Source organism: Paraburkholderia sp. RL17-347-BIC-D (assembly GCF_046027915.1).
Taxonomy (GTDB): Bacteria; Pseudomonadota; Gammaproteobacteria; order Burkholderiales; family Burkholderiaceae; genus Paraburkholderia.
The window spans coordinates 103380-126500 of the sequence record NZ_JARESS010000016.1 but is presented as its reverse complement, the minus strand read 5'-3'; the positions used below and the strand labels follow the sequence as shown (position 1 = coordinate 126500).

Below are 23121 nucleotides of genomic sequence, written 5' to 3'. Positions count from 1 at the left end.
CGCCGCTTGTCTCACCGCCTTCCGCTTCGCCGCATTGTCCGCCGGCGCACGCCGTTTCCATTCGAGTAGTAAGCTGTCCCGCATGGCATTTGCCGCCGTGCCACCGCGTCATGCCATCCGTGCCATCCCAGGCACTGTCGGCGTGGCCGGGGTCGTTTTCGATCGTCCGTTTCCGGGCTCCAGCGATGGAGTCACGGCCCGCGTCCGTATCATCAAGCGAGACCCTCAATGAAAGCATCGGACCTGTTCGTCAAATCGCTGGAAGCCGAAGGTGTCGAGTACGTGTTCGGCATTCCCGGTGAAGAAAATCTCGATCTGCTCGAATCGCTGCGCCGCTCGAAAATCCGTCTGATTCTCACGCGCCACGAACAGGCGGCCGGTTTCATGGCCGCCACATATGGCCGTCTCACCGGCCGCACCGGCGTGTGTCTGGCCACTCTCGGGCCGGGCGCGACCAACTTCGTGACCGCCGCGGCGTATGCGCAGCTCGGCGGCATGCCGATGCTGATGGTCACCGGGCAAAAGCCGATCAAGTCGAGCAAGCAGGGGCATTTCCAGATCGTCGACGTGGTGCGCATGATGGAGCCGCTCACCAAATACACGCGGCAGATCGTATCGGTTGCCAATATTCCGGCTGCGGTGCGCGAGGCGGTCCGTCAGGCCGAAGAAGAACGGCCCGGCGCCACGCACCTCGAATTGCCCGAAGATGTCGCGCATGAAGAGGGCGATGGCAAGCCGATTCCGAAAAGCTTCAGCCGCCGTCCCGTGGCCGAGGAAAAAGCCGTGGCGCGCGCGGTCGAGGCGATCACCAGCGCGAAGCATCCGCTCTTGATGATCGGCGCGGGCGGCAACCGCAAGACCACCACCAAGATGCTGCGCGAGTTCGTCGACCAGATCGGCATTCCGTTCTTCACGACGCAGATGGGCAAAGGCGTGATCGATGAATCGCATCCCATGTGGCTCGGCAATGCGACGCTGTCCGACGGCGACTTCGTGCATCGCGCGATCGACCACGCGGACTGCATCATCAACGTCGGCCACGACGTGATCGAGAAGCCGCCGTTTTTCATGCGCAGCGGCGACGCCGGCGAGAAAACGGTGATTCACGTCAACTTCCTCGGCGCGGAAGTGGATACGGTGTACTTCCCGCAGATCGAAGTGGTTGGCGACATCGCCAACGCCGTGTGGCAACTCAAGGAAAGTCTCAAGGAGCGCCAGAAGCATTGGGACTTCACGCGCTTCAAGGAGATCAAGGAGCACTTCGAGGCGCATCTGGCCAAAGGCCAGCACGACGACCGCTTTCCTATGTATCCGGTGCGCGTCGTCAACGACGTGTATGAGACCACGCCGGTGGACGGCATCGTGTGTCTGGACAACGGCATGTACAAGATCTGGTTCGCCCGCTACTACCGCGCGCACGAACCGAATTCGCTGTTGCTCGACAATGCGTTGGCGTCGATGGGCGCGGGCCTGCCGTCCGCGATCGCCACCAAGATCGTGCACCCGGACCGCAAAGTCATGGCCGTGTGCGGCGACGGCGGCTTCATGATGAATTCGCAGGAACTGGAAACGGCGGTGCGTCTGAAGCTGGATCTGGTGATCCTGATCGTGCGCGACGACGCGTTCGGCATGATCCGTTGGAAGCAGGAAAACATGAACTTCCCGGACTACGGCATGACGCTGAGCAATCCGGATTTCGTGGCGTATGCAGAGAGCTACGGGGCGAAGGGACACCGCATCGAATCGGCTGCGGAATTCGCGCCCTTACTGCGCGAATGTTTCGCGACGCCCGGCGTGCATGTGATCGATCTGCCGATCGACTATTCGGACAATGAGCGCGTGCTGAATCGCGAGATCAAGCGGCTTTCGGCGCAATTGTGAACTGTCACGCATCGGATCAAGGAGACGCGTCATGTTGCAAAAGACTTACCCGTACTACCTGGCGAACGTTGCGGTGGCCGCCAACACCGATCTCGAAGTCACCGATAAATTCAGCGGCGAAGTCGCCACCCGCGTCGCGATGGCCGACGCCACCGCGATCGACAAAGCGATCGGCCATGCCGTCGATGCCATGCCCGCCATGCGCGTCTTTCCCCCGTTCAAGCGTCAGGCGGTGCTCGAACATTGCGTGAAGCGCTTTCGCGAGCGCTACGACGAACTGGCGCTCGCGCTGTGCATCGAAGCCGGCAAGCCGATCAACGACTCGAAAGGCGAGGTCACGCGCCTGATCGACACGTTCAAGGTGGCCGCGGAGGAATCGGTGCGCATCGACGGCGAGATCGTCAATCTGGAGATTTCGCCGCGCGCCAAGGGCTATCACGGCTATGTGAAGCGTGTGCCGATCGGACCGTGCTCGTTTATTTCGCCGTTCAACTTTCCGCTGAACCTGACCGCGCACAAGGTCGCGCCGGCCATCGCGGCGGGCGTGCCGTTCGTCTTGAAGCCGGCGAGCCGCACGCCGGTCGGCGCGCTCATCATGGGCGAGATTCTGGCGGAAACCGATTTGCCGAAAGGCGCATTCTCGATTCTTCCCGCGCATCGCGACGGCGCCGATCTATTTACCACCGACGAGCGCTTCAAATTGCTGTCCTTCACCGGCTCGCCCGCTGTAGGTTGGGAGCTGAAAAAGAAAGCGGGCAAGAAGAAGGTGATTCTGGAGTTGGGCGGCAACGCGGCCGCGATCGTCGACGGCGATCAGGGCGAGAAGCTCGATTACGTGGTTGATCGGCTGGCGTTCGGCGCGTTCTATCAGTCGGGGCAGAGCTGCATCGGTGTGCAGCGGATTCTGGTCCACGCGAAGGTTTATGATGCGCTGCGCGAGAAGCTGATCGCCAAGACGAAGTCGCTGGTGATGGGCGATCCGAAAGACGAAAAGACCTTTGTCGGGCCGATGATCTCCGAATCGGAGTCCAAGCGCCTCGCCGGCTGGATGGAAAGCGGGGTGCAGGCCGGCGCGAAAATCGTCGCGGGCGGCAAGGTCGACGGCGCGATGTTCGAGGCTACGTTGCTCGAAGGCGTGAAACGCGACACGGATCTGTATCGCAAGGAAGCCTTCGGGCCGGTGGCGATTTTGGAGCGCTTCGACGATTTCGGCGCCGCGCTCGCGACCGTCAACGACAGCGACTTCGGCCTGCAAGCCGGCGTGTTCACGGATTCGCTCGCGCACGCGCATCGCGCGTGGGATGAACTCGACGTGGGCGGCGTGGTGATCAACGACGTGCCGTCGTTCCGGGTCGACAACATGCCGTATGGCGGCGTGAAGGATTCCGGGCTGGGGCGTGAAGGCGTGCGCTACGCGATCGAGGACATGACCGAGATCCGGTTGATGGTGATGCGCGAGACATGGTGAGACGATGTGGCGGCGTGGCGGCTGAGGGGCATCGGGGCCGCCCGCACGGCCGGACGCGGCATCGCGCGCCGATCGCCGCGCCGCCGATCCAGCTCGCTGTCACGCAACTGTCGTCTCCACCAACTACGCTCGCGAGCGAGGCGCGCCGGTGCTTTGCCGCGATTCGCCGGCGGGTGCGCAGTCTGCCGGCACCCGGCTTTCTCCGCCGTAAGCAGAAAGCCGGCGCATGCGCCATGAGTGTTTTTGCTGAAGTGCTACAATACCGGCCTTTCCGGCGGGTGTTTCCGCCGGCCGGAGCCGGCCGCATTTTTTCCCGCAATATTGACGGGTCCCGTGCGGAACGCCGTGGCTCCGCCTTCATCACAATGCCCTCTGCGGTTCCGACCGCTGCCGCGCGTACGCGCCAAGCGCATTTTTAGCGAAAGCCACCATGTCCGACACAGCCGTCACGCCCAGCACTGCGACTTTTGATCAATTCGGCCTCGCGCCCGATATCCTGAAAGCCGTCAAAGAGTCGGGCTACACCATCCCTACGCCGATCCAGGAGCAGGCGATCCCTGTCGTGCTGGCCGGCCGTGACATGATGGGCGCCGCGCAAACCGGCACCGGCAAGACCGCGAGCTTCTCGCTGCCGATCATCCAGCGTCTGTTGCCGCAGGCGAGCACGAGCGCTTCGCCCGCCCGCCATCCGGTGCGCGCGCTGATCCTCACGCCGACTCGCGAACTGGCCGACCAGGTCGCCGCGAACGTGCAGGCGTATGCGAAGCACACGGCGCTGCGCAGCGCCGTGGTGTTCGGCGGCGTGGATATGAATCCGCAATCCGAGCAACTGCGCCGCGGCGTCGAGATTCTGATCGCCACGCCGGGCCGTCTGCTCGATCACGTGCAACAGAAAACAGCCAATCTCGGCCAGGTGCAGATTCTCGTGCTCGACGAAGCCGACCGGATGCTCGACATGGGCTTCCTGCCGGATCTGCAGCGCATCCTGAACCTGCTGCCGAAAGAACGTCAGACGCTGCTGTTTTCGGCCACGTTCTCAGGCGAAATCAAGAAGCTTGCCGCCACGTATCTGCGCAACCCGCAAACCATCGAAGTCGCGCGCAGCAACTCCACCGCGACCAACGTGACGCAGGTCGTGTACGAAGTGGCGGAGGGCGACAAGACCGGCGCGGTCGTGCAACTGATTCGCGAACGCGGCCTCAAGCAGGTGATCGTGTTCTGCAACAGCAAGATCGGCGCGAGCCGTCTGGCGCGCAGCCTCGAGCGCGACGGCGTGGTCGCGACCGCGATTCACGGCGACCGCACGCAGAATGAGCGGATGCAGGCACTCGACGCGTTCAAGCGCGGCGAGATCGAAGCGCTGGTGGCGACGGATGTCGCCGCGCGCGGCCTGGATATCGCCGAACTGCCGGCGGTGATCAACTTCGATCTGCCGTTCAACGCGGAGGACTACGTGCACCGGATCGGCCGTACCGGCCGCGCGGGTGCTTCGGGTGATGCGTTGTCGCTGTGCAGCCCGAACGAGCGCAAGCAGCTTGCCGATATCGAGAAGCTGATCAAGCGTCCTCTGGACGTGCAACGCCTGACGGTGGAAGCGCCGGTGCGGCATCACCATGAAGAACGCGCGCCGCGTCGTGAACGCAGCAGCGAGGGCCGTGAGGACCGCGGCAGCCGCCGGCGCACGGGTGCGTCGTCGGGTACGTTCGACCGGCCGCATCATCATCGCGCTCAGCCCGTGGATGATTTCTTCCTGAAGCCTTATGAGCCGTCGCCTTCTTCGGTTCGTAAAATCGAGGAGGCCGCCGCTTCCGCTGCGCCGCAAAAGACGGCTTCCAAGCAGCCTTTGGCAGCTCTGCTGGGCGGATTTGGGATGCCGAGGAAGTCGTCGTCTTCTTCCTGATTTTTGGTTCGCTGGAGTGGCTCGGGTGCGGTTCGCCTGGGGCGCGGGCTGGGCTTGCGCCGGTAGTGGGGCCGCCGGCGGCGCGGCAATAGTTCGGGCGCTTCGAAAGCTCGCCCCGCAGCTCGCAAGCGCGCTGGTTGCCGCAGCTAATCTGCTCGATGCACGCCGCGCACGGCGAGATCATTGTTAGGCGTGAACCGCGTTCACGCTGCTGGTAAGCCCACCCGCTTTGCCCATGCCACCGTGGCGGCAGCATAAAAGCCGTCAAGCGTCGTATGGGCCGCAGCGCTTTCCAAGTCGAGCCCAAGATGCTGTGCCGCTGCGCATAGCGCTTCAAGCGGCTTGTCGATATCCAGTGCCGTGGCGCCGTTCTGCTTGCTGAGTTTTTCGCCCTGTTCGTTCGTGACAACGGGCACATGCAAATACTCCGGCGTCGGCACGCCGAGGCAACGCTGCAAATAGATCTGCCGCGCCGTTGAATCCATCAAATCCGCGCCGCGCACGATGTGCGTGATGCCCGCGTCCGCATCGTCCACGACCACCGCCAGTTGATAAGCCCATTGGTCGTCCGCGCGTTTCAGCACGAAATCGCCGACCTCGGTGGCGAGATTCTGCGTCTGCTTGCCCTGCCAGCGATCCTCAAACGTGATGACCGCGCTGTCGCCGTCGGGCACGCGCAGGCGCCATGCGCGCGCCGGTTTGCCGTGCAGGCCGTCGCGACAGGTGCCGGGATAGGCGAGGGTCGTATTGCGCGCGTGCGCGTTGAGCAGCGAGTCGGCGATTTCCTTGCGCGTGCAGCCACACGGATAGATCATGCCGGCGGCCTTCAATTGCTCCAGCCCTTGCTGGTAGCGCGCCGTCAGCGTGCTTTGCCAGACGGGCGGTTCATCGGCATGCATGCCGAAGCGTTCGAGGGTGGCGAGGATGTCTTCGGCGGCGCCCGGCACGGTGCGCGGGCCGTCGATGTCTTCAACGCGAACGAGCCATGCGCCCCGATGAGCGCGTGCGTCCAGCCAGCTCGCGAGCGCGCTCACCAGCGAGCCGAAATGCAACGGCCCGGTGGGCGAGGGCGCGAAACGTCCGCGATAGGTCATGGTCGAGTGGTGGCGTTTTGCGCCGCCACCATCACGCGGCGCGCGCCGCCTTGCTGTCCGGATGGCATTCCGGACACGTCTTGCCCGCCACGTACAACGGCGATTCTTGCGCTTCCTGCGGGACCACCGCGCGGCAACCGAAGCATTGCGTGGTCTTGCTGGGCTCGAGTTGCGGATTGAGCGCGGTGCGGTAGTCGAACACGAAGCAGTCGCCGTGATAATGCGCGCCGCCTACTTCCTCGAAGTACTTCAGAATGCCGCCTTCGAGCTGGTACACGTTCTCGATGCCGACTTCCTTCATGTGGATCGCGGCCTTTTCGCAGCGAATCCCGCCCGTGCAGAACGACACGACCGTCTTGCCTTCCAGGTCGGCGCGATTTTGCTCGATCACTTCGGGAAACTCGCTGAATTTCGTAATGCGGTAGTCGAGCGCGTTGTCGAACGTGCCGACGTCGACTTCGAACGCGTTGCGCGTGTCGAGCATCACGACCGGACGGCCCTGATCGTCGTGACCGCGGTCCAGCCAGTGTTTCAGCGTGGGCGCGTCGACGAACGGCGCGCGGCCGAGCTCCGGCCGGATGGCCGGCTTTTTCATCGTGATGATCTCGCGCTTGAGCTTGACCAGCATGCGGGTGAACGGCTGCTTGTCCGACAGGCTTTCCTTGAACTGCAGATTCACGAACTTGCCGTCGAACAGGGCGTCGTGACGGATGTAGTCGATAAACGCGTCCGTGGCTTCGCGCGTGCCGGCGACGAACAGGTTGATGCCTTCCGGCGCGAGCAGAACGGTGCCCTTCAGGCCAAGCGCGTTGCAGCGTTCCGTGACGAACGGGCGCCAGGCAGCGGTGTCTTCGATAGTCGCGAAATGGTACGAAGAGAGATTGACGATATTCATGAGTGTCCAGCGGTAAGAAGTGGCCGGGCCTTGCGGAAAACGGGGCGCGTTGGGCTGCCCGCCTTCAAACGCCATGCGGCGCGGCCACGTCGAATAGGGCGAAACCCGTATTATCTCTCAACCCGGCGCTTTCCCCGACTCGGCCGAATGGCCAATGGGTTGCGGTAGCGCAAACCGTTCGTGAACTTGCTGCCGATTCGCTTCGCCCGAGCGGCCGTTCGCATGGTCCGCCACCTCAGGAACGCCTGCGCACGCGGCTCGCGCGCTCGCGTCCTAAGCCGATCGGCTAACGCGTGGTTTTGGCCTGAAAACTCCGGAAGGGTGGAGTTACAATGTCGCCCATGTCAGATCCCCGCTTCGTTCATCTCCGCGTTCACTCCGAATTCTCGATTGCCGATGGCATCGTGCGTCTTGACGACATCGTCAAGGCCGCGGCCAAAGACGGCCAGGGCGCGCTCGCCCTCACCGATCTCGGCAACGCATTCGGCCTCGTCCGTTTCTACAAGGAAGCCCGCGGCAAAGGGGTCAAACCCATTGCCGGCTGCGACGTCTGGATCACCAATCCAGACGACCGCGACAAGCCTTCCCGTTTGCTGCTGCTGGTGAAAGACCGGCTCGGCTATCTGAACCTGTGCGAACTGCTCAGCAAGGCGTCGCTCACGAATCAGTATCGCGGTCGCGCGGAGATCGAGGCCGGCTGGCTCGAATCCGGCCTGGGCGCTGGGCTGCTTGCATTGTCCGGCGCGCAGCAGGGCGACATCGGCCTCGCGCTCGCGGCGGGCAATGAAGAAGCGGCCAAACGCAACGCGTTGCATTGGGCGAAGGTGTTCCCGGGCGGTTTCTATATCGAGTTGCAGCGCTGTGGTCTGCCGGGCGGCGAGCAGTACGTGCAGCAGGCGGTCGCGCTCGCGGCGTCGCTGAAATTGCCGGTGGTCGCCACCCATCCCATGCAGTTCATGACGCCGGACGACTTCACCGCGCACGAAGCGCGCGTGTGCATTTCCGAAGGCGACATTCTGGCGAATCCGCGCCGCTCGAAGCGCTTCACGTCCGAGCAGTACTTCCGCACGCAGGAAGAGATGGCGGCGCTGTTCGCGGACATTCCGTCGGCGCTTGCCAACTCGGTTGAAATCGCCAAGCGTTGCAACCTCACGCTCGAACTCGGCAAGCCCAAGCTGCCGCTGTTCCCGACGCCCGACGGCATGTCGCTCGACGACTACCTCGTGCATCTGTCGAAAGAGGGCCTCGAAAAGCGTCTCGAACAGTTGTATCCGGATGAAGCCGAGCGCACTGCGCAACGCGCGACGTATTACGAGCGCCTCGAATTCGAGTGCGGCACGATCATCAAGATGGGCTTTCCCGGCTACTTCCTGATCGTGGCGGACTTCATCAACTGGGCGAAGAACAACGGCGTGCCGGTTGGACCGGGCCGGGGCTCGGGCGCGGGCTCGCTGGTCGCGTACGCGCTCGGCGTGACCGACCTCGATCCGCTGCGCTACAACCTGCTGTTCGAACGTTTCCTGAATCCGGAGCGGGTGTCCATGCCCGACTTCGATATCGACTTCTGCCAGCACGGCCGCGATCGCGTGATCCAGTACGTGAAGGAAAAGTACGGCGCGGACGCGGTGTCGCAGATCGCCACGTTCGGCACGATGGCGGCGAAGGCGGCGGTGCGCGACATCGGCCGGGTGCTCGATCTCGGCTACATGTTCACGGACGGCATCGCCAAGCTGATTCCGTTCAAACCGGGCAAGCATGTCACCATCGCCGACGCGATGAAAGAAGAGCCGCTCCTGCAGGAGCGTTTCGACAACGAAGACGAAGTGCATCAGCTGCTCGAACTCGCGCAGCGCGTGGAAGGCCTGACGCGTAACGTCGGCATGCACGCGGGCGGCGTGCTGATCGCGCCCGGCAAGCTGACGGATTTCTGCCCGCTGTACACGCAGGGCGATGAAAGCGGCGTCGTGAGCCAGTACGACAAGGACGACGTCGAAGCCGTCGGCCTCGTGAAGTTCGACTTCCTGGGTCTGACCACGCTGACGATTCTCGACTGGGCCGAGCGCTATATCCGCCGCCTCGATCCGTCCAAGCAGGACTGGTCGCTCGCGCAGGTGCCGCTCGACGACCCGGCGTCGTTCTCGATCCTGAAGAAAGCGAATACGGTCGCCGTGTTCCAGCTGGAAAGCCGCGGCATGCAAGGCATGCTGAAAGACGCGCAGCCTGACCGTTTCGAGGACATCATCGCGCTGGTCGCGCTGTACCGTCCGGGCCCAATGGACCTGATCCCGAGCTTCTGCGCGCGTAAGCATGGCCGCGAAGTGGTGGAGTATCCGGATCCGCGTGTCGAACCTGTTCTGAAAGAGACCTACGGCATCATGGTCTACCAGGAGCAGGTGATGCAGATGGCGCAGATTATCGGCGGCTACTCGCTGGGCGGCGCCGACTTGCTGCGTCGCGCGATGGGTAAGAAGAAGGCCGAGGAAATGGCCGAGCACCGCGAGCTGTTCCGCCAGGGCGCCTCGAAAAACGGGCTGACCGGCGAGAAAGCCGACGAAATCTTCGACTTGATGGAGAAGTTCGCGGGCTACGGCTTCAACAAGTCGCACGCGGCCGCGTATGCGCTGCTCGCGTACTACACCGCGTGGCTGAAGGCGCACCATCCGGCGGAATTCATGGCGGCGAATATGTCGCTCGCCATGGACGACACGGACAAGGTCAAGATCCTGTTCGAAGACTGTCTCACGAACAAAATGGCGGTGCTGCCGCCGGACGTCAATCTGTCCGCGTACCGCTTCGAGCCGGTGGCCGAGCCTGATGGCAAGCGCTCGAAAACGATCCGTTACGGACTCGGTGCAATCAAGGGCAGCGGCCAGAACGCGATCGAGGAAATCCTGCGCGCGCGTGAAGAAGGTCCGTTCATCGACATCTTTGATTTCTGCAACCGGGTCGATCGCCGCATCGTCAATCGCCGCACGGTCGAAGCCTTGATCCGCGCCGGCGCGTTCGACACCTTGCATGCGAATCGCGCGCAACTGATCGCGTCCGTCTCGCTCGCCATGGAAGTCGCCGAGCAGGCGAGCGCCAATGCGCTGCAGGCGGGTTTGTTCGACATGGGTGACGCTCCCTCGCAAGGTCACGAACTGGTCGACGAGCCGGAGTGGCCGGAAAAGAAAAAGCTGCAGGAAGAGAAGGCCGCGCTCGGCTTCTACCTGTCGGGCCATCTGTTCGACGCGTACAAAGACGAAGTGCGCCGCTTCGTGCGCCAGAAGATCGGCGAGCTGAAAGAAGGGCGCGACAAGCTGGTTGCGGGTGTGATCGCGTCGCTGCGCACGCAGATGACCCAGCGCGGCAAGATGCTGATCGCGCTCCTCGACGACGGCACCGGCCAATGCGAAGTCACGGTGTTCAACGAGACGTTCGAAGCGCACAAGCAGCTGTTCAAGGAAGACGAACTGCTAGTCGTGCAGGGCCAGGCGCGTAACGACGCGTTCACGGGCGGCATCCGCTTCACCGTCGACACCGTCATGGATCTCGGCCGCGCGCGCTGCCGTTACGCGGAGGCGGTGAAGGTGCAGATGAACGGCAATGCGGACGCGCTGGCGTTGCGTCGCGTGCTTGAGGCGCATAGCGCCGGCAAAGACGAGCCGCAAGCGGCAGCGGCGCCGGCGGCTTCATCGCGTGGTGGGAACGGCGGTGGCCGTAATGGTGGCGGCTATGGCGGGGGTGGCCAGCGTCAGGCGGTACAGATTCCGAATGGGCTTGCCGTGCAGGTGGTCTATCGCAGCCAGAATGCGGAAGGTGAAATGCGTCTGGGCGACGCATGGCGTGTGAAGCCGACCGACGAACTGCTCGCGGCCTTGCGTGGCGAGTTCGCGGGAAGCTCGATCGAGATCGTCTATTGATCGGTGGTGGCGCCCGCGGCACTGGCGCGGGCAGAGCTGATGGCGCACTGTGCGCGTCGAAGCATTGCGGAGCGAATGACGTTGCGCATGCCCGTTATCAGGCGGAGATCACTGGCGCGGGCGCCCGGCGTCGCGGCAAGGCTGCTGGCGTTTGGCGACGCACGTGCCGACGCCTACCGCCGCGCCTTCTCCCCCAACCGCGCCAGCTTCAAAAACCGGTAATACACCGTCTCCGCATTGAACACCGCGATCATAAAACCGGCACGGCCGTCCATAAATCCACGGCGCAGCAAGTAAGTCCGCACGAAGGCCCACGCGCCGCGCCCGAGCGCCTTGCCGAAGCTGCCGCGCTGACCCGCCGCATGACGTTGCTCGGCGCCTGCTGTCGAATACGCATCGAGCTTGCGCAACACGCCTTCGAAGTCCTCGTAGGAGTAATGCATCAGCTTTCCGGTGAGGCGCTGGGCCGGTGTATCGAACACCAGCCGCTCGTGCACCAGGTCATCGGAGAAACGCGCCGCGCCGCGTTTGAAGAGGCGCGGAATCCAGTCGGGATACCAGCCGCTGTGATGAATCCAGTGGCCGCAAAAGCTCGACAACCGGTCTACCGCGTAGACATCGGCGGTGGGGGCGGTAAGCGCCGCGCGAATCGCCGCCGCCAGTTCCGGCGACACGATCTCGTCGGCGTCGATTGAAAGAATCCAGCTGGTGCTGAGCGCGTCGACCGCGCGATTCTTTTGCGGGCCGAAGCCCGGCCAGTCGGTCTCTTCGATCACGCGGGCGCCGTGCGCGTGGGCGATCTCGGCGGTGCCGTCGGTGCTGCCGCCGTCGATCACGACGATCTGATCGGCGAAGGCCACGGCTTGCAGGCATTCAGCCAGCCGCGCCGCCGCGTTTTTGGTGATGATGGCGACGCCGAGGGTGGTTTCTTGCATACCTGAGTAGCGTGAGGGCGGAATGACGGAACGAATCGCGCAAGCGGGTGGCGCCAGGCGAGTGGCACGAGGAGTATACACAGCCAGCCTCTATCCGCCGACGCCCACCCCCAACCGTTTACAATGCTCTTTTTTGATATTCCGCCCGGCCGGCATTCCGTCCGCCGTGCGGTTGCCGTTCCGCATTCTCAGAGGATTCCTTGAGCGCGAAGCCAACGTTAAGCAAACCCATCGGTTCAGGTGAGGCGTCATCGGCCGCCGTCGTCTTTAAACGGCTATGGCCGTATATCAAGCCGTTGATGTGGGTTCTCCTCGGCGCAATCGTCGCGATGGCCGTCAGCGCCGCGACCGACGCGGCGATCCCCGCCTTGCTCAAGCCCCTGCTGGACAAGGGCTTCGGCGCGCATGCCAACGACAAGACCAAGTGGTTCGTGCCGGCCGCGGTGATCGGCCTCGCACTGGTGCGCAGCGTGTCGCAATACGCGTCCGGGTATCTGCTTGCCTACGTGACGAACAAGATCCTGCTCGATCTGCGCCTGAAGATGTTCAGCCGCATGATTCACACGAGCGTCGCGTTCTTCCAGCGCGAAACCGCGAGTACGGTGATCAACGCGATCGTCTTCGAGGTGAACCAGATTCTCAACGTGCTGCTGAGTGTGCTGGTCACGCTGGTGCGCGATTCGCTCACCGTGGTCTTCCTGCTCGGCTATCTGTTCTATCTGAACTGGCGTCTGACGCTGATCGTCGCGGTGCTGCTGCCGGCGATCGGCTGGCTGGTCGGCAAGATCAACCGCCGGTTGCGTCGTTTGAACCGCGAGCATCAACTGCTGACCAATGAACTGTCGTACATCGTCGAAGAATCGGTGGGCGGCTACAAGGTCGTCAAGGTGCACAACGGCGAGCAGTATGAGATGAACCGCTTCGAGGCGATGAGCAAGCGTCTGCGCGGCTATGCCATGCGCATGACCGTGTCCGGCGGCCTCGCGCAGCCGCTGACGCAGTTCCTCGCGTCGATCGCGCTCGCCGTCGTGATTACGATCGCGGTGGTGCAGTCGTCGTCGGATCAGACCACGGTCGGCGGCTTCGTCGCCTTCGTCACGTCGATGCTGTTGATCATCTCGCCGCTCAAGCATCTGATGGACGTGAACCAGCCGCTGCAACGCGGCATGACGGCGTGCGAGCTGATCTTCGGTCTGATCGACGAGCCGTCCGAACCGGAAGGCGGCGGCAAGCCGCTCGAGCGCGCGCGCGGCGAAGTGGAATTCCGGGGCGTCTCGTTCAACTACAGCACCAACGCCACGCACAACCGCCACACGCTCGACCAGGTGTCGTTCAGAGTGGCGCCGGGCGAAATGGTCGCACTCGCGGGTCCGTCGGGCAGCGGCAAGACCACGCTGGTGAATCTGCTGCCGCGCTTTTTCGATCCGACCGGCGGCCAGATCCTGGTCGACGGCGTGGCGATCCCCGAATACGACCTGCACGCATTGCGTAGTCAGATCGCGATGGTGAGCCAGGACGTGGTGCTGTTCAACGACACGGTCGCGAATAACGTCGCGTACGGCCAGGCCGCCGATCCTGACAAGGTCAAGGCGGCGCTGCGCGCGGCCAACTTGTGGGACACCGTCGAGGCAATGCCGAAAGGCATCGATACGCTGGTCGGCGACAACGGCCTGATGCTCTCGGGTGGCCAGCGGCAGCGTCTGGCAATTGCGCGCGCAATCTACAAGGATGCGCCGATCCTGATCCTCGACGAGGCGACCTCGGCGCTGGATTCCGAGTCCGAGCGCCACGTGCAGGCCGCGCTGGAAACTTTGATGAAGGGCCGCACGACACTCGTCATCGCGCACCGTCTGTCGACCATCGAGCGCGCCAACCGCATCCTGGTGATGGAAGCGGGGCGGATCGTCGAGAGCGGTAGCCATCGCGAACTGCTGGCGCAAGACGGACTGTATGCGCATCTGCACCGCATCCAGTTCCAGCAGACCGCGGCCTGAAGCACGACACGTCAATCCGCCATTCGGCTCTCCCTTCACGCGGTCCGCTAGCCGGACCGCGCGTGACCGACCCCCTTAACATTTGACGAGGCGCAGGCGCGCGCTGTCTGAATGAAGAAACTTGGACTCTCCAGTAACGCCTTGCGGCACAGCGGCGGCCTCGAGCGCTACGCCATGGATCTGGTGCGCGGCCTCGCCGCGCTCGGCGTGGAGCCGGCTTTCTTCGCGCGTCGGTTCGACGCGTCGCTGCCGGAATGCAAGTTGGTCGAGCCGCATCGCATCAACGTCTCGTTCCTGCCGGGCAAGCTGCGCGACCGCTGGTTTTCGTGGCGCTTGCGCGCGGCGCGGCGCGCGGCGCACGTCGATGTGCTTATTGGCTGCAACCGCGTCGACTCGTCCGAGGTGGCGATCTGCGGCGGCACGCACCTCGGGTTCTTGCGGGCGACGGGGCGCGCGCAGAAGCGTTCGGACCGCTTGCAGATTGCGCTCGAGCGCCGCCAGTACGAACGCTCGAAGGTCGTCGTGGCGCATTCGCAGTTGATGCACGACGAACTGCGCGAACTGTACGGTGTCGACGAGGCGAAGATCCGTGTGCTGTATCCGCCCGTGGACGGCACGCGCTTCGCGCCGACCGATGCCGCGACGCGCTCCACCTTGCGTCACAAATATGGTTTCGCCGACAACGAGATCGTCCTACTGTTCCCGTCGAGCAGCCACGAGCGCAAGGGGCTGCCGCTCATCGAAGCCGCATTGCGCGACACGTCGCTGCCCGTGGTGGTGGCCGTGGCCGGGCGGCCGCCCGCGCGCACATCCGAGCGGCTGCGCTATATCGGCTATGTGAAAGAACTCGCGGAGTGTTACCAGGCTGCGGACTTCACGATCCTCGCATCCACGTATGAGCCGTTTGGGCTGGTCGGTATCGAATCAGTGATGTGCGGCACGCCGGTCATTTTCCCGTCGAGCATTGGCTGCTGCGATGCGATCGCCCCGCATGCGAAATTCGTGTTCGCGCCGAACGCCCTGGCCGACCTGCGCGCCACTCTCGAACGGGCAGTGCGCGCGCATCGCGACGGCACGCGTCGCGCGTCGCCGGAACTCGCCCGCGACGCGGTGCTTTATGACGCAAGCGTGACCGCTCACGTGAGCGCGCTGTTGACGCTGGCTCGGCAGATCGACGCCGCGCGTTAGAGACCGCCACGCCCTTGTCACAGAAGGGGCGGGCGGGCCGCCTGGCGCGGTTTTACGTCGTTTCCGCGGCAGGGGCGCATGTTATAATTTCAAGCTATCAACGCTCGAACTCAACTCGAGCCGAACACCCACTTATTTCATCGAGCTTTCCATGCCGGCCTGGACAGGCGGTGGGCAAAAGGCGGCGCGTCCCGAGCCGCGCCAGCCCGCCGCGACGGGGCCGTCGCCGCTGCACTGGAGGCCTTCGGGAAGAATACCGCTGGAGATTGTGCATGGCGAACGCGACCTCGCGCCGGGTATCGGCGTACAGCAAGATCGCGGCGGGAACCCACGCGCCGATGAGCCTATGAGTCGGCTTGCCGGGCGTCTTCGTATTTTTGCGCGGGCCATCCCGCGACTGCTGATCAAGCCATTGCGCCGCGAGCCACGGCACCCGCGCCGTATCCTGATTGCGCATCATCTATTGCTGGGCGACACGCTGCTGCTCACGCCGCTGCTCGCCAAGTTGCGCGCGCAACATCCGCAAGCGCAAATCGTTCTCGCCTGTCCGAAGGCGATCGTTCCGCTGTATGCCGGGCGGCCTTTCGACGTCACTGCCTTGCCGTTCGATCCGCGTGATGTGAAGTCGGTGCGCGACGTTTTGCTTTCCGGACCTTACGACCTCGGCATGGTGCTCGGCGACAATCGTCATAGCTGGCTTGCGTTGGGCGCGGGCTGCCGCTGGATCGTCGGACATGCAGGCGATCGGCCGGCCTGGAAGAACTGGCCACTCAACCGTGGCGTGCCGTATCCCGACACGGCGGCGGCCTGGGCCGACCTCGCCGCGGAACTGATCGACGGGCCGCCGCCGCGCGCCTACCGGCCGAGCGACTGGAGCGCGCCGCAACACGCGGCGCTGCCCGAACCGTCGCTGCTGACGAAGCCTTACGTCGTGCTGCACCCGGGCGCGAGCACCAGCGTCAAACGCTGGCCCAACGCGCGCTGGCGCGAGCTTGCGCAACGCGTGGAAGCGCTCGGCTATCTGCCGGTATGGACCGGCGGTCCGGGCGAAGCGGAACTGATTCGCGCGATCGACCCGGACCCGCATCATCCGAATCTGGCGGCGCGGCTCGGGCTCGGCGAGTTATGGCATCTGTTTGCCGGCGCGCAAGCCGTGGTTTGTCCCGATACCGGCGTCGCGCATCTGGGGCGTCTGATTGGGGTGCCGACCCTCGCGCTGTTCGGGCCGGGCAACGCGCTGATTCACGGCGCGGGCCGCTATTGGCGCGAGGTGCCCTTCGTGCCGATTACGATCGCCGATATGCCGTGTCGCGATCAGCCATTTATTTTCCGCCGCGAGGTAGCATGGGTGCGCCGCTGTGATCGCAACGAGACGACCTGCGTCGCGTGGCGCGGTGACCATGCCGACTGTATGGGCCGGCTGTCGGTCGAGTCGGTATACAACGCATTGCAAAATGTTCTGGTGAAAGTGTAATGACTCACACGGCTGCGCGAGTGGAGCGCGTGTTCTGGGTTGCCTGTCCGGTCATTCTGTTTGTGGTGATGTTCGGCCACATGACGGCGATCGTCTTCAATGCGCTCGCCCTGATGGCGCTCGGCGTGGTGGCGGCGGCCTGGTCGCCGGACCGGCCCTCGCTATGGCACTGGCCACTGGCGCTGCCTATCGCGGGCTGGGCCGCGTGGAGCCTCGCCTCGGTCGCGTGGTCCATGTATCCGATGATCAGTCTGCACGCGTGGTGCGACGAAGTGCTCTATCCGCTGGTGTCGTTCTGGGGCTTCTGGCTATTCGGCACCCAACTGCGGCGGCCCGAGCCCGTGGTGGCCGTCAACTGGATCGCCTGCGTGGCGGTCGCCTTGATCAGCGCGCTCAATTGGGGGCATCTGCAGCCGCCCACCGCCAATACCTTCCCAATGCACTTCTATAACCGCGTCGGCCACACCAGTACGCTCGCGGTATTTGCGATGGCGCTCTTCGCGGGCTTCTTGCTGCGGCCGCGTTGGCGCGTGATCGGCGCGAGCGGCATCGTGCTGTGCCTGTTCATCGGACTGGCAACGCTCAACCGGTTCTTCTGGCCGGCGGCCGCCGCGACGTTGCTGGTCGCGCTGTTCCCGCTGTACCGGCGTCGCCTGCCGCTGGCGTTGCTGGTCATCGCCGTGGTGGGCGCGGCCGGTGTCGGCACGCTCGAACTCAGTTCCCGCTTGCGCACGGCGGCTCTGCCCCCTGCCACGCAGTTACACGATCTGGCGATCGAGGGTCATCAGGTCTATGTGCCAGGCTCGCTGTCCGCGATCGGCGACACGGTATCGGCCGACACGCGTCCGAAGCTGTGGGCGTTTTATATCGGCGAGGCCGAGCGTCATGCGTGGGTCGGCGTGGGCTTCGGCAAGCCGCTGCCGGGTATCGTCTATCGCAGCGAAATGCCGGCCAGTTTGCTGGCGGTCGAACCGCAAGCGCTAACGCACGCGCACAACCTGTTCATCAACACATGGCTGCAGACGGGATTCATTGGCGTGGTGCTGCAGACCGTGCTGTTGCTGTGCCTCGTCGCGCGTTTCTGGCGGCTGCGGCGGGTCAAGCCCTGGCTGTGCGCCGCGGGCATTGCGCTAGTGGCCGGCATGATCGCGAAAAATACGACGGACGATTTCATGTGGCAGACCACCATGCTCGCGTTCTGGGCTTTCGCGGGCCTGCTGCTGGGCTGCGCGGAGCAGGCTCGCGCGCCAGGCGGAACGTCGACCGAGACTGCACGTGGGCAATCCACGGTGGCACGCAGTGAACAGCGGCGCGAAGCGCCGACAGCAGAGTTGGGCGAATAACCTTGATGACGAACGTGAACCCTCACTCTATTGAAGCTGACCGCACCCCGCTGCGCATCCTGTTTCATATCAACGATTTCGGCAAAGGCGGCACCGAGACCGCGTTGCTATCGTGGTTGAAGACGCTCGACCGGCGGCTGTTCGCGCCGAGCCTGTCGGTGGCGTATCCGACCGACGACCTGGCGTTCTGGCGCGCGCAGTCGATTCCCGATGACGTGCCCGTCCACGTGCTCGCCTCGTCGAAGTGGATGTACGCGCTGCATCAGGCGGCGCGCGGGCGCAAGCTGGGGGCCGGCGAGAAGTTGTTGCACAAGCTGTTGACCTACGGCGTGATCCGGCCGCTGGCGGCGCTGCGTATGCGGCGCCTCGCGAAGCAGCACGATCTGGTCTGCGATTTCGATTTTTCGCTGCGTCATATGGCGGGCAGTTGCAATGTGCCCTGGTTCGGTGTGAACCATTTCAGCCTCGCGGCTCGGCTCGGCGGCAAGAGCGAGCGGTACATCGCCCGGCGTGTGAGGCACTATGCGCGTTACTCGGCGATCACCGTGCTGATCCCTGCCATGCTGGACGAGGCGCGCGAACTCTTTTCGACGGCCGGCCAGGACATGGACATTGTCGAATTGCCGAATGTGATCGACGTCGACGCGCTGCGGCACGCAGCGCGCGCGGAGATCAAGCGTCCGGCTGAATCATTCATCGTTTCCGTGGCGCGTCTGGACGAAGGTCAGAAGGACCACAAGACCTTGCTGCGAGCCTACGCCCAGTTACGAGAGCGCGGCCGCTGCGAGGCGGCGCTCGTCCTGATCGGCGAGGGGCGGGACCGGCGCGAGCTCGAGCAACTCGCCGACGCACTGGGGATCGGTGCATCGGTGCAGTTTCTTGGCTTCTGTGCCAATCCGCTGCCCTATATCCGGCAGGCAGAAATGCTCGTCTTGAGCAGCCGCTACGAGGGTTGCGCCGTGGTGCTCGGCGAGGCGATGGCGCTCGGCACGCCGGTGCTGTCGGCGGATTGCCCGACCGGTCCGCGAGATATGCTGGAAGGTGGCAAGGCCGGCCTGCTGGTGCCGGTCGGCGACGTGGACGCGATGGCGCTTGCCATCGAGCGCCTGCTGACGGACACCGAGCTGCGCCGGAGTCTCGCGCAAGCCGCGCTGCAAAAGGTCGAGACGTTCACGCCCCCACGCGCCAATCAGCGGATGCTGGAGTTGGCGTTGCGCCTGCTGGCGAAGCACGACTCGCCGTCGGGCGTGCAAACAGCTCACTGAAGCGCAAATCAGCGCAAGCCAGAGATTCACACGCCGCCGGTCACCAGCGGCAACACCGTCAGGTCTGGATGCGTGCCTTCCACGATGCTGCGTCCCACGTGTATGCCTTCATAGAGGGCTTCGTCTTCGCCGGCGAAGCTCTCTTCGCCGTCGGGGTGAAATGGCACCGCGTGGCCGGGAATGGCCGGATCCGCGCCCGGATGGCAAACGTAGCCGATATACGTGTAGCGTTTATTCGCCGCGGTCGGCGTGTGCCCTTCCTTGGGCGGGTTTTTCAGAAACGGCGCTACGTGAATCTCGAAACCCTCGTATTCCACCATTTGCCAGGGTGCGGTTTCATCGGCCATGGCCGCCTCCGTCTAGTCACGTGCTTGTCAAAAAGTCTAGGTGATTTCAACGTAAAGCGCGTTCAAAACGGATACGGCTAAACCATTACTGCTTGATGGCGCCGAGCTGTTTGAGCAGCGTCAGATTGTCTTCGAGATGCCAGTTTTCGACGATGCGGCCGTCCTTCACGCGATACAGGTCGAAGGCCTGGAAGTCGACGGTCTGGCCGGTGCCTTTGAGGTTCTGGAACTGCCCGGTGAAGTGACCACGGAAATGCAGGTGAACCGAGGCGCGGTCGCCGGCCACCACGAGGTCGTCGATTTCCGCGTGCAGGTCGGGCACCGCCGCGCGAAAACCCTTCGACGCTTGCAGCGGACCTTCAGGGCCTTGCGGGCGTCCATCCGGCAAGGTGCGGTCGACAAAGACGGGCGACAGCGCGAGCTTCGCGTAGGCTTCGTCGCCGGTGTTCCAGAAGGCGGCGTAGCGGCGCGCGGTCCGCACGACTTCAGCGCTTTGCGCCGAGTTCGACGCAACCGCGACGTGGTGTGGCACGGGCAGGTCCGCGTCGCTTGCGGCGTGGGCGCTCAAGGCGCCGGCGAGGCTCGCGGCGAGCAGCAGATGACGGGCGATTCGGGACAGGGAAGAGGTGGACATGGCGCGTTCCAGAGAGCGTTGAAGTGGATGAAGCGCATTCTCCAGCGTAAGGCCGTGTTTGATAATCGGTCTGTCGCTTAAAGGATTTGCTATCCATATTTGAAAATCAGCCGTTCGGTGCTGAGTGCGCGAACGAAGTAACAGAGTCCGTCGGGCCGACCGCGCGACGTCTATCGTCAGATAGAATGGTGCGCTTTGCCCGTACACGACTCTGCCCATGTGGTTCAAAAACCTTCAGCTTCACCGTCTTCCCGCTCCGTGGTCCGTCACCCCAGAACAGATGCAGAAGTGGCTCGCGCCGCACGCGTTCGCGCCCGGCAACAGCGTCGAGATGCAAAGCCATGGCTGGGCATCGCCGCGCGATAACGACTCGCTGGTGTACTCGCTCAATGGCCAGATGTTGCTGGTGTTTCGCGCCGAAAAGAAACTGCTGCCGGCGTCGGTCGTCACGCAAGTGACCAAGGAACGCGCGCTCGAACTCGAGGATCAGCAAGGCTTCAAACCCGGCCGCAAGCAAATGCGCGAACTCAAGGAACAGGTCACCGACGAACTGTTGCCGCGCGCCTTCAGCATTCGCCGCGACACGCGCGTGTGGATCGATTGCAAGAACGGCTGGCTCGTGATCGACGCCGCTTCGCAAGCGGTCGCCGATGAAGTGCGCGGCCTGCTGGTCAAGTCGATCGATCAATTGCCGCTCGGCACGGTGCGCGTCACGCACTCGCCGGTCGCGGCCATGACCGAATGGCTGCTCTCAGGCGTTGGTCCCGCCGGCTTCACGCTCGACCAGGACACCGAATTGCGCTCGCCCACGGAAGGCAACGCGACCGTGCGTTATGTGGGACATACTTTGGATGCCGAAGATATGCGCCGTCATATCGAAGCCGGCAAGCAATGCATGCGGCTCGCGATGACGTGGAACGATCGCGTGTCGTTCGTGCTGACACCGTCGCTGACGATCAAGCGCATCGCGCCGCTCGACGTGCTGAAGGAAGCGAGCGACCCCACCGCGCAAAACGACGACGAACGCTTCGACTCGGACGTCACGTTGATGACCGCCGAGCTCGACCGCATGTTGAGCGATCTGCTCGACGCATTGGGCGGCGAGCAGGGCGGCGAAGCGATGCCGCAAGCCAGGGCGGCGTAAGCAGCTTCTGGTTTTCTGGTTCGTTGCAGGCCGGCGCGTTGAAGTCTATCCGCGCCGGCCTTTTTCATGCCTGATCGATTGATCGCGAAAGCGCATCGGCATGAGCGGCACAAAGACGCTTGAGCGAGGCACGGCGAATGTGCGCTTTCGCTTCGTGGTTCACGGGGGACCGTTGCGCGTCCACGCCGCGAAAATGGTTAAGATGGCGATCAGCAGAACGCATCAGTCACGGAGGACTCGCAATGGTTCGTCTGGTCATGATTCTGTTGGGCGTCGATTATCTGCGCACGCGCTGGCGATCGTTGCGGATCGTCGGTTGCATCAGTGTGCTGTTCGGCGTCTTCGTGTTCAGCGACGCGCTCGATGGCGCGCTCTATTTTCCCATCACCCCGTTCGTCTCGTTGCTGTTGCTCGAAGGCCTCGCCACGCTGGCCGTCGCCTGGACCGGCATGGGCGGGCAACGCACGCTGCGCTATGTGAAGGGCATCGGGTTCACCAGCGCGGCCGCGCTGATTCTGGTCGGCCACCAGCACGGCAACTTCATTCTGTCGATGATCTTCGGCACGCTCTTTCTCGCCGATGGCCTCCTGCAGATCGTCTCGGCCAAAGTGGTTCGCTTTCGCACGTGGCGGCTCGCGATGATCGGCGGCGCCGTCGAAATCGCGCTGGCAATCTTCTTCTATCAACCCTATCCGACTCACTACGTCGGCACGGTGCCGTACTGTGTCGGACTCGGCCTGATCTTTGGCGGATGGAACATGATCCTGCTGAGCGCGCGGGTGCGGCGGCTCGCGACGAACCCCGCGGTGGTCGCGAGTAATTCCGCGGCGGATGCCGGCATTGCCGCGGCGAGCGCGCTCGCCGCGAGCCGTCTGATTGCACATGAATGGGACGGCCCGCCCGCCGCCGACGAAGCCGCTTTGACCGTGCACGTGTGGACGCCGGTCGGTTCGGCCAAGGGCGAAGCACGTCGGCAATTGATCGTGGATCGCTATATCGCGGCGGTGGATCGCAACGGCGTGATATCGACCGGCCATGCCGCGCTCGAATCGCCCGAGGGCGTCTACATTAGCCTGTATCCGGGTGTCGAGATCGATCGTTCGCCCGACGACTTCGCGCGGCTGCTGCGCGCCACGCGCGAGAACGACGTGCCGGGGCTATTCCAGCCCGATTACCCGACCGAATCGAAAGCGTGGTGTCCGTCGACGGTTCAGGTGCGCATCCGCAACTACGATCCGGTGCGCTTGCGCCGCTTCTGGGACACGTATCGACAGGACACGACGTACAACCTCACGCATCGCAACTGTTCGAGCAGTGTCTCGCGCGCCCTGGAGGCGGCGATCGAAGGTGCCTCGTCGCGTGTGTGGGGCGACCTCGGCGGCTGGCAGCCGTTTCTGCGCGTGATCTCGACACCCGAACTGTGGGTCGCCGCGCAAGTGCGCAAGCGAGCCGCGACGATGGCGTGGACACCCGGCCTCACGCTCGACTACGCGCGCGCTCTCAGCATGCTGGCCGACCCGCGGCCTTCGGGGTGGGTCAAGATGGCGCGCCTCGCGGTGCGCAGAATGGTTCGCTCACGTCAGCAATGGCGCGAAGAAGCCCGTCACGCGCACGTTGCCGACGACGCGGCGCGCGGCACGGTGCGCGAATGACGCGC

16 protein-coding genes are annotated in these 23121 nt (G+C 64.0%); 11 read left to right on the top strand and 5 right to left on the bottom strand.

Annotation, left to right across the window (positions count from 1 at the left end; all coding sequences use genetic code 11):
* The first annotated feature begins 228 nt into the window (after positions 1-228).
* From P0D96_RS22460 to P0D96_RS22450, 3 genes are all read left to right on the top strand, one after another.
* Positions 229-1881 (top strand): acetolactate synthase large subunit, encoded by a 1653-nt coding sequence (locus tag P0D96_RS22460; RefSeq protein WP_408315344.1) that lies wholly within the window; start codon positions 229-231, stop codon positions 1879-1881.
* 31 nt (positions 1882-1912) lie between these two features.
* Positions 1913-3349, top strand: a complete 1437-nt coding sequence (locus P0D96_RS22455; protein ID WP_408315342.1) for an aldehyde dehydrogenase family protein — start codon at positions 1913-1915, stop codon at positions 3347-3349.
* Positions 3350-3779: 430 nt separating this feature from the next.
* On the top strand, positions 3780-5249 hold the full coding sequence (locus P0D96_RS22450; RefSeq protein ID WP_408177982.1) for a DEAD/DEAH box helicase: 1470 nt from the start codon (positions 3780-3782) through the stop codon (positions 5247-5249).
* Positions 5250-5452: 203 nt separating this feature from the next.
* On the opposite strand, the gene gluQRS is transcribed toward P0D96_RS22450, so the two are convergent.
* Positions 5453-6343: a tRNA glutamyl-Q(34) synthetase GluQRS gene (gene gluQRS / locus P0D96_RS22445; protein ID WP_408315340.1), complete on the bottom strand. Its 891-nt coding sequence runs from the start codon at positions 6341-6343 to the stop codon at positions 5453-5455.
* A gap of 31 nt (positions 6344-6374) precedes the next feature.
* Positions 6375-7238, bottom strand: coding sequence for a sulfurtransferase (locus P0D96_RS22440; protein WP_408315339.1), 864 nt, complete (start codon positions 7236-7238; stop codon positions 6375-6377).
* Between the two features lie 332 nt (positions 7239-7570).
* Here P0D96_RS22440 and dnaE point away from each other — a divergent pair, with 332 nt between their 5' ends.
* Entirely contained in the window at positions 7571-11140 is a 3570-nt protein-coding gene (gene dnaE, locus P0D96_RS22435) for a DNA polymerase III subunit alpha (RefSeq protein ID WP_408315337.1), read from the top strand.
* A 173-nt stretch (positions 11141-11313) separates the two neighbouring features.
* On the opposite strand, the gene P0D96_RS22430 is transcribed toward dnaE, so the two are convergent.
* Positions 11314-12075: a glycosyltransferase family 2 protein gene (locus P0D96_RS22430; protein ID WP_408315335.1), complete on the bottom strand. Its 762-nt coding sequence runs from the start codon at positions 12073-12075 to the stop codon at positions 11314-11316.
* A gap of 200 nt (positions 12076-12275) precedes the next feature.
* On the opposite strand from P0D96_RS22430, the gene msbA reads away from it, so the two are divergent.
* The 5 genes from msbA to P0D96_RS22405 all read left to right on the top strand — a co-directional run bounded on the left by msbA (position 12276) and on the right by P0D96_RS22405 (position 19339).
* Complete coding sequence (msbA, locus tag P0D96_RS22425; protein ID WP_408315333.1) at positions 12276-14069, top strand: lipid A export permease/ATP-binding protein MsbA; 1794 nt, start codon at positions 12276-12278, stop codon at positions 14067-14069.
* A gap of 111 nt (positions 14070-14180) precedes the next feature.
* Entirely contained in the window at positions 14181-15257 is a 1077-nt protein-coding gene (locus tag P0D96_RS22420) for a glycosyltransferase family 4 protein (RefSeq protein WP_408315331.1), read from the top strand.
* A gap of 346 nt (positions 15258-15603) precedes the next feature.
* Complete coding sequence (locus P0D96_RS22415) at positions 15604-16731, top strand: glycosyltransferase family 9 protein (RefSeq protein WP_408178070.1); 1128 nt, start codon at positions 15604-15606, stop codon at positions 16729-16731.
* A complete protein-coding gene (locus P0D96_RS22410) occupies positions 16731-18074 on the top strand; it encodes an O-antigen ligase family protein (RefSeq protein WP_408315329.1) in 1344 nt (447 codons plus the stop codon). Before P0D96_RS22415 ends, P0D96_RS22410 begins: the two co-directional genes overlap by 1 nt.
* 5 nt (positions 18075-18079) lie before the next feature.
* On the top strand, positions 18080-19339 hold the full coding sequence (locus P0D96_RS22405) for a glycosyltransferase (protein WP_408287280.1): 1260 nt from the start codon (positions 18080-18082) through the stop codon (positions 19337-19339).
* Between the two features lie 26 nt (positions 19340-19365).
* Here the strand turns inward: P0D96_RS22405 and P0D96_RS22400 are convergent, their stop codons facing one another.
* Together P0D96_RS22400 and P0D96_RS22395 are read right to left on the bottom strand one after the other, a co-directional pair.
* Positions 19366-19686, bottom strand: coding sequence for a hypothetical protein (locus P0D96_RS22400; RefSeq protein ID WP_132375335.1), 321 nt, complete (start codon positions 19684-19686; stop codon positions 19366-19368).
* An 85-nt stretch (positions 19687-19771) separates the two neighbouring features.
* Positions 19772-20320 carry an ester cyclase gene (locus P0D96_RS22395; protein ID WP_408315327.1) on the bottom strand — a complete coding sequence of 183 codons (549 nt, stop codon included), beginning with the start codon at positions 20318-20320 and terminating at the stop codon, positions 19772-19774.
* 217 nt (positions 20321-20537) lie between these two features.
* On the opposite strand from P0D96_RS22395, the gene P0D96_RS22390 reads away from it, so the two are divergent.
* Both P0D96_RS22390 and P0D96_RS22385 read left to right on the top strand, forming a co-directional pair.
* Positions 20538-21464, top strand: coding sequence for a recombination-associated protein RdgC (locus P0D96_RS22390; protein WP_132375331.1), 927 nt, complete (start codon positions 20538-20540; stop codon positions 21462-21464).
* 242 nt (positions 21465-21706) lie between these two features.
* A complete protein-coding gene (locus P0D96_RS22385) occupies positions 21707-23116 on the top strand; it encodes an HdeD family acid-resistance protein (protein WP_408315325.1) in 1410 nt (469 codons plus the stop codon).
* Positions 23117-23121: the final 5 nt, after the last annotated feature.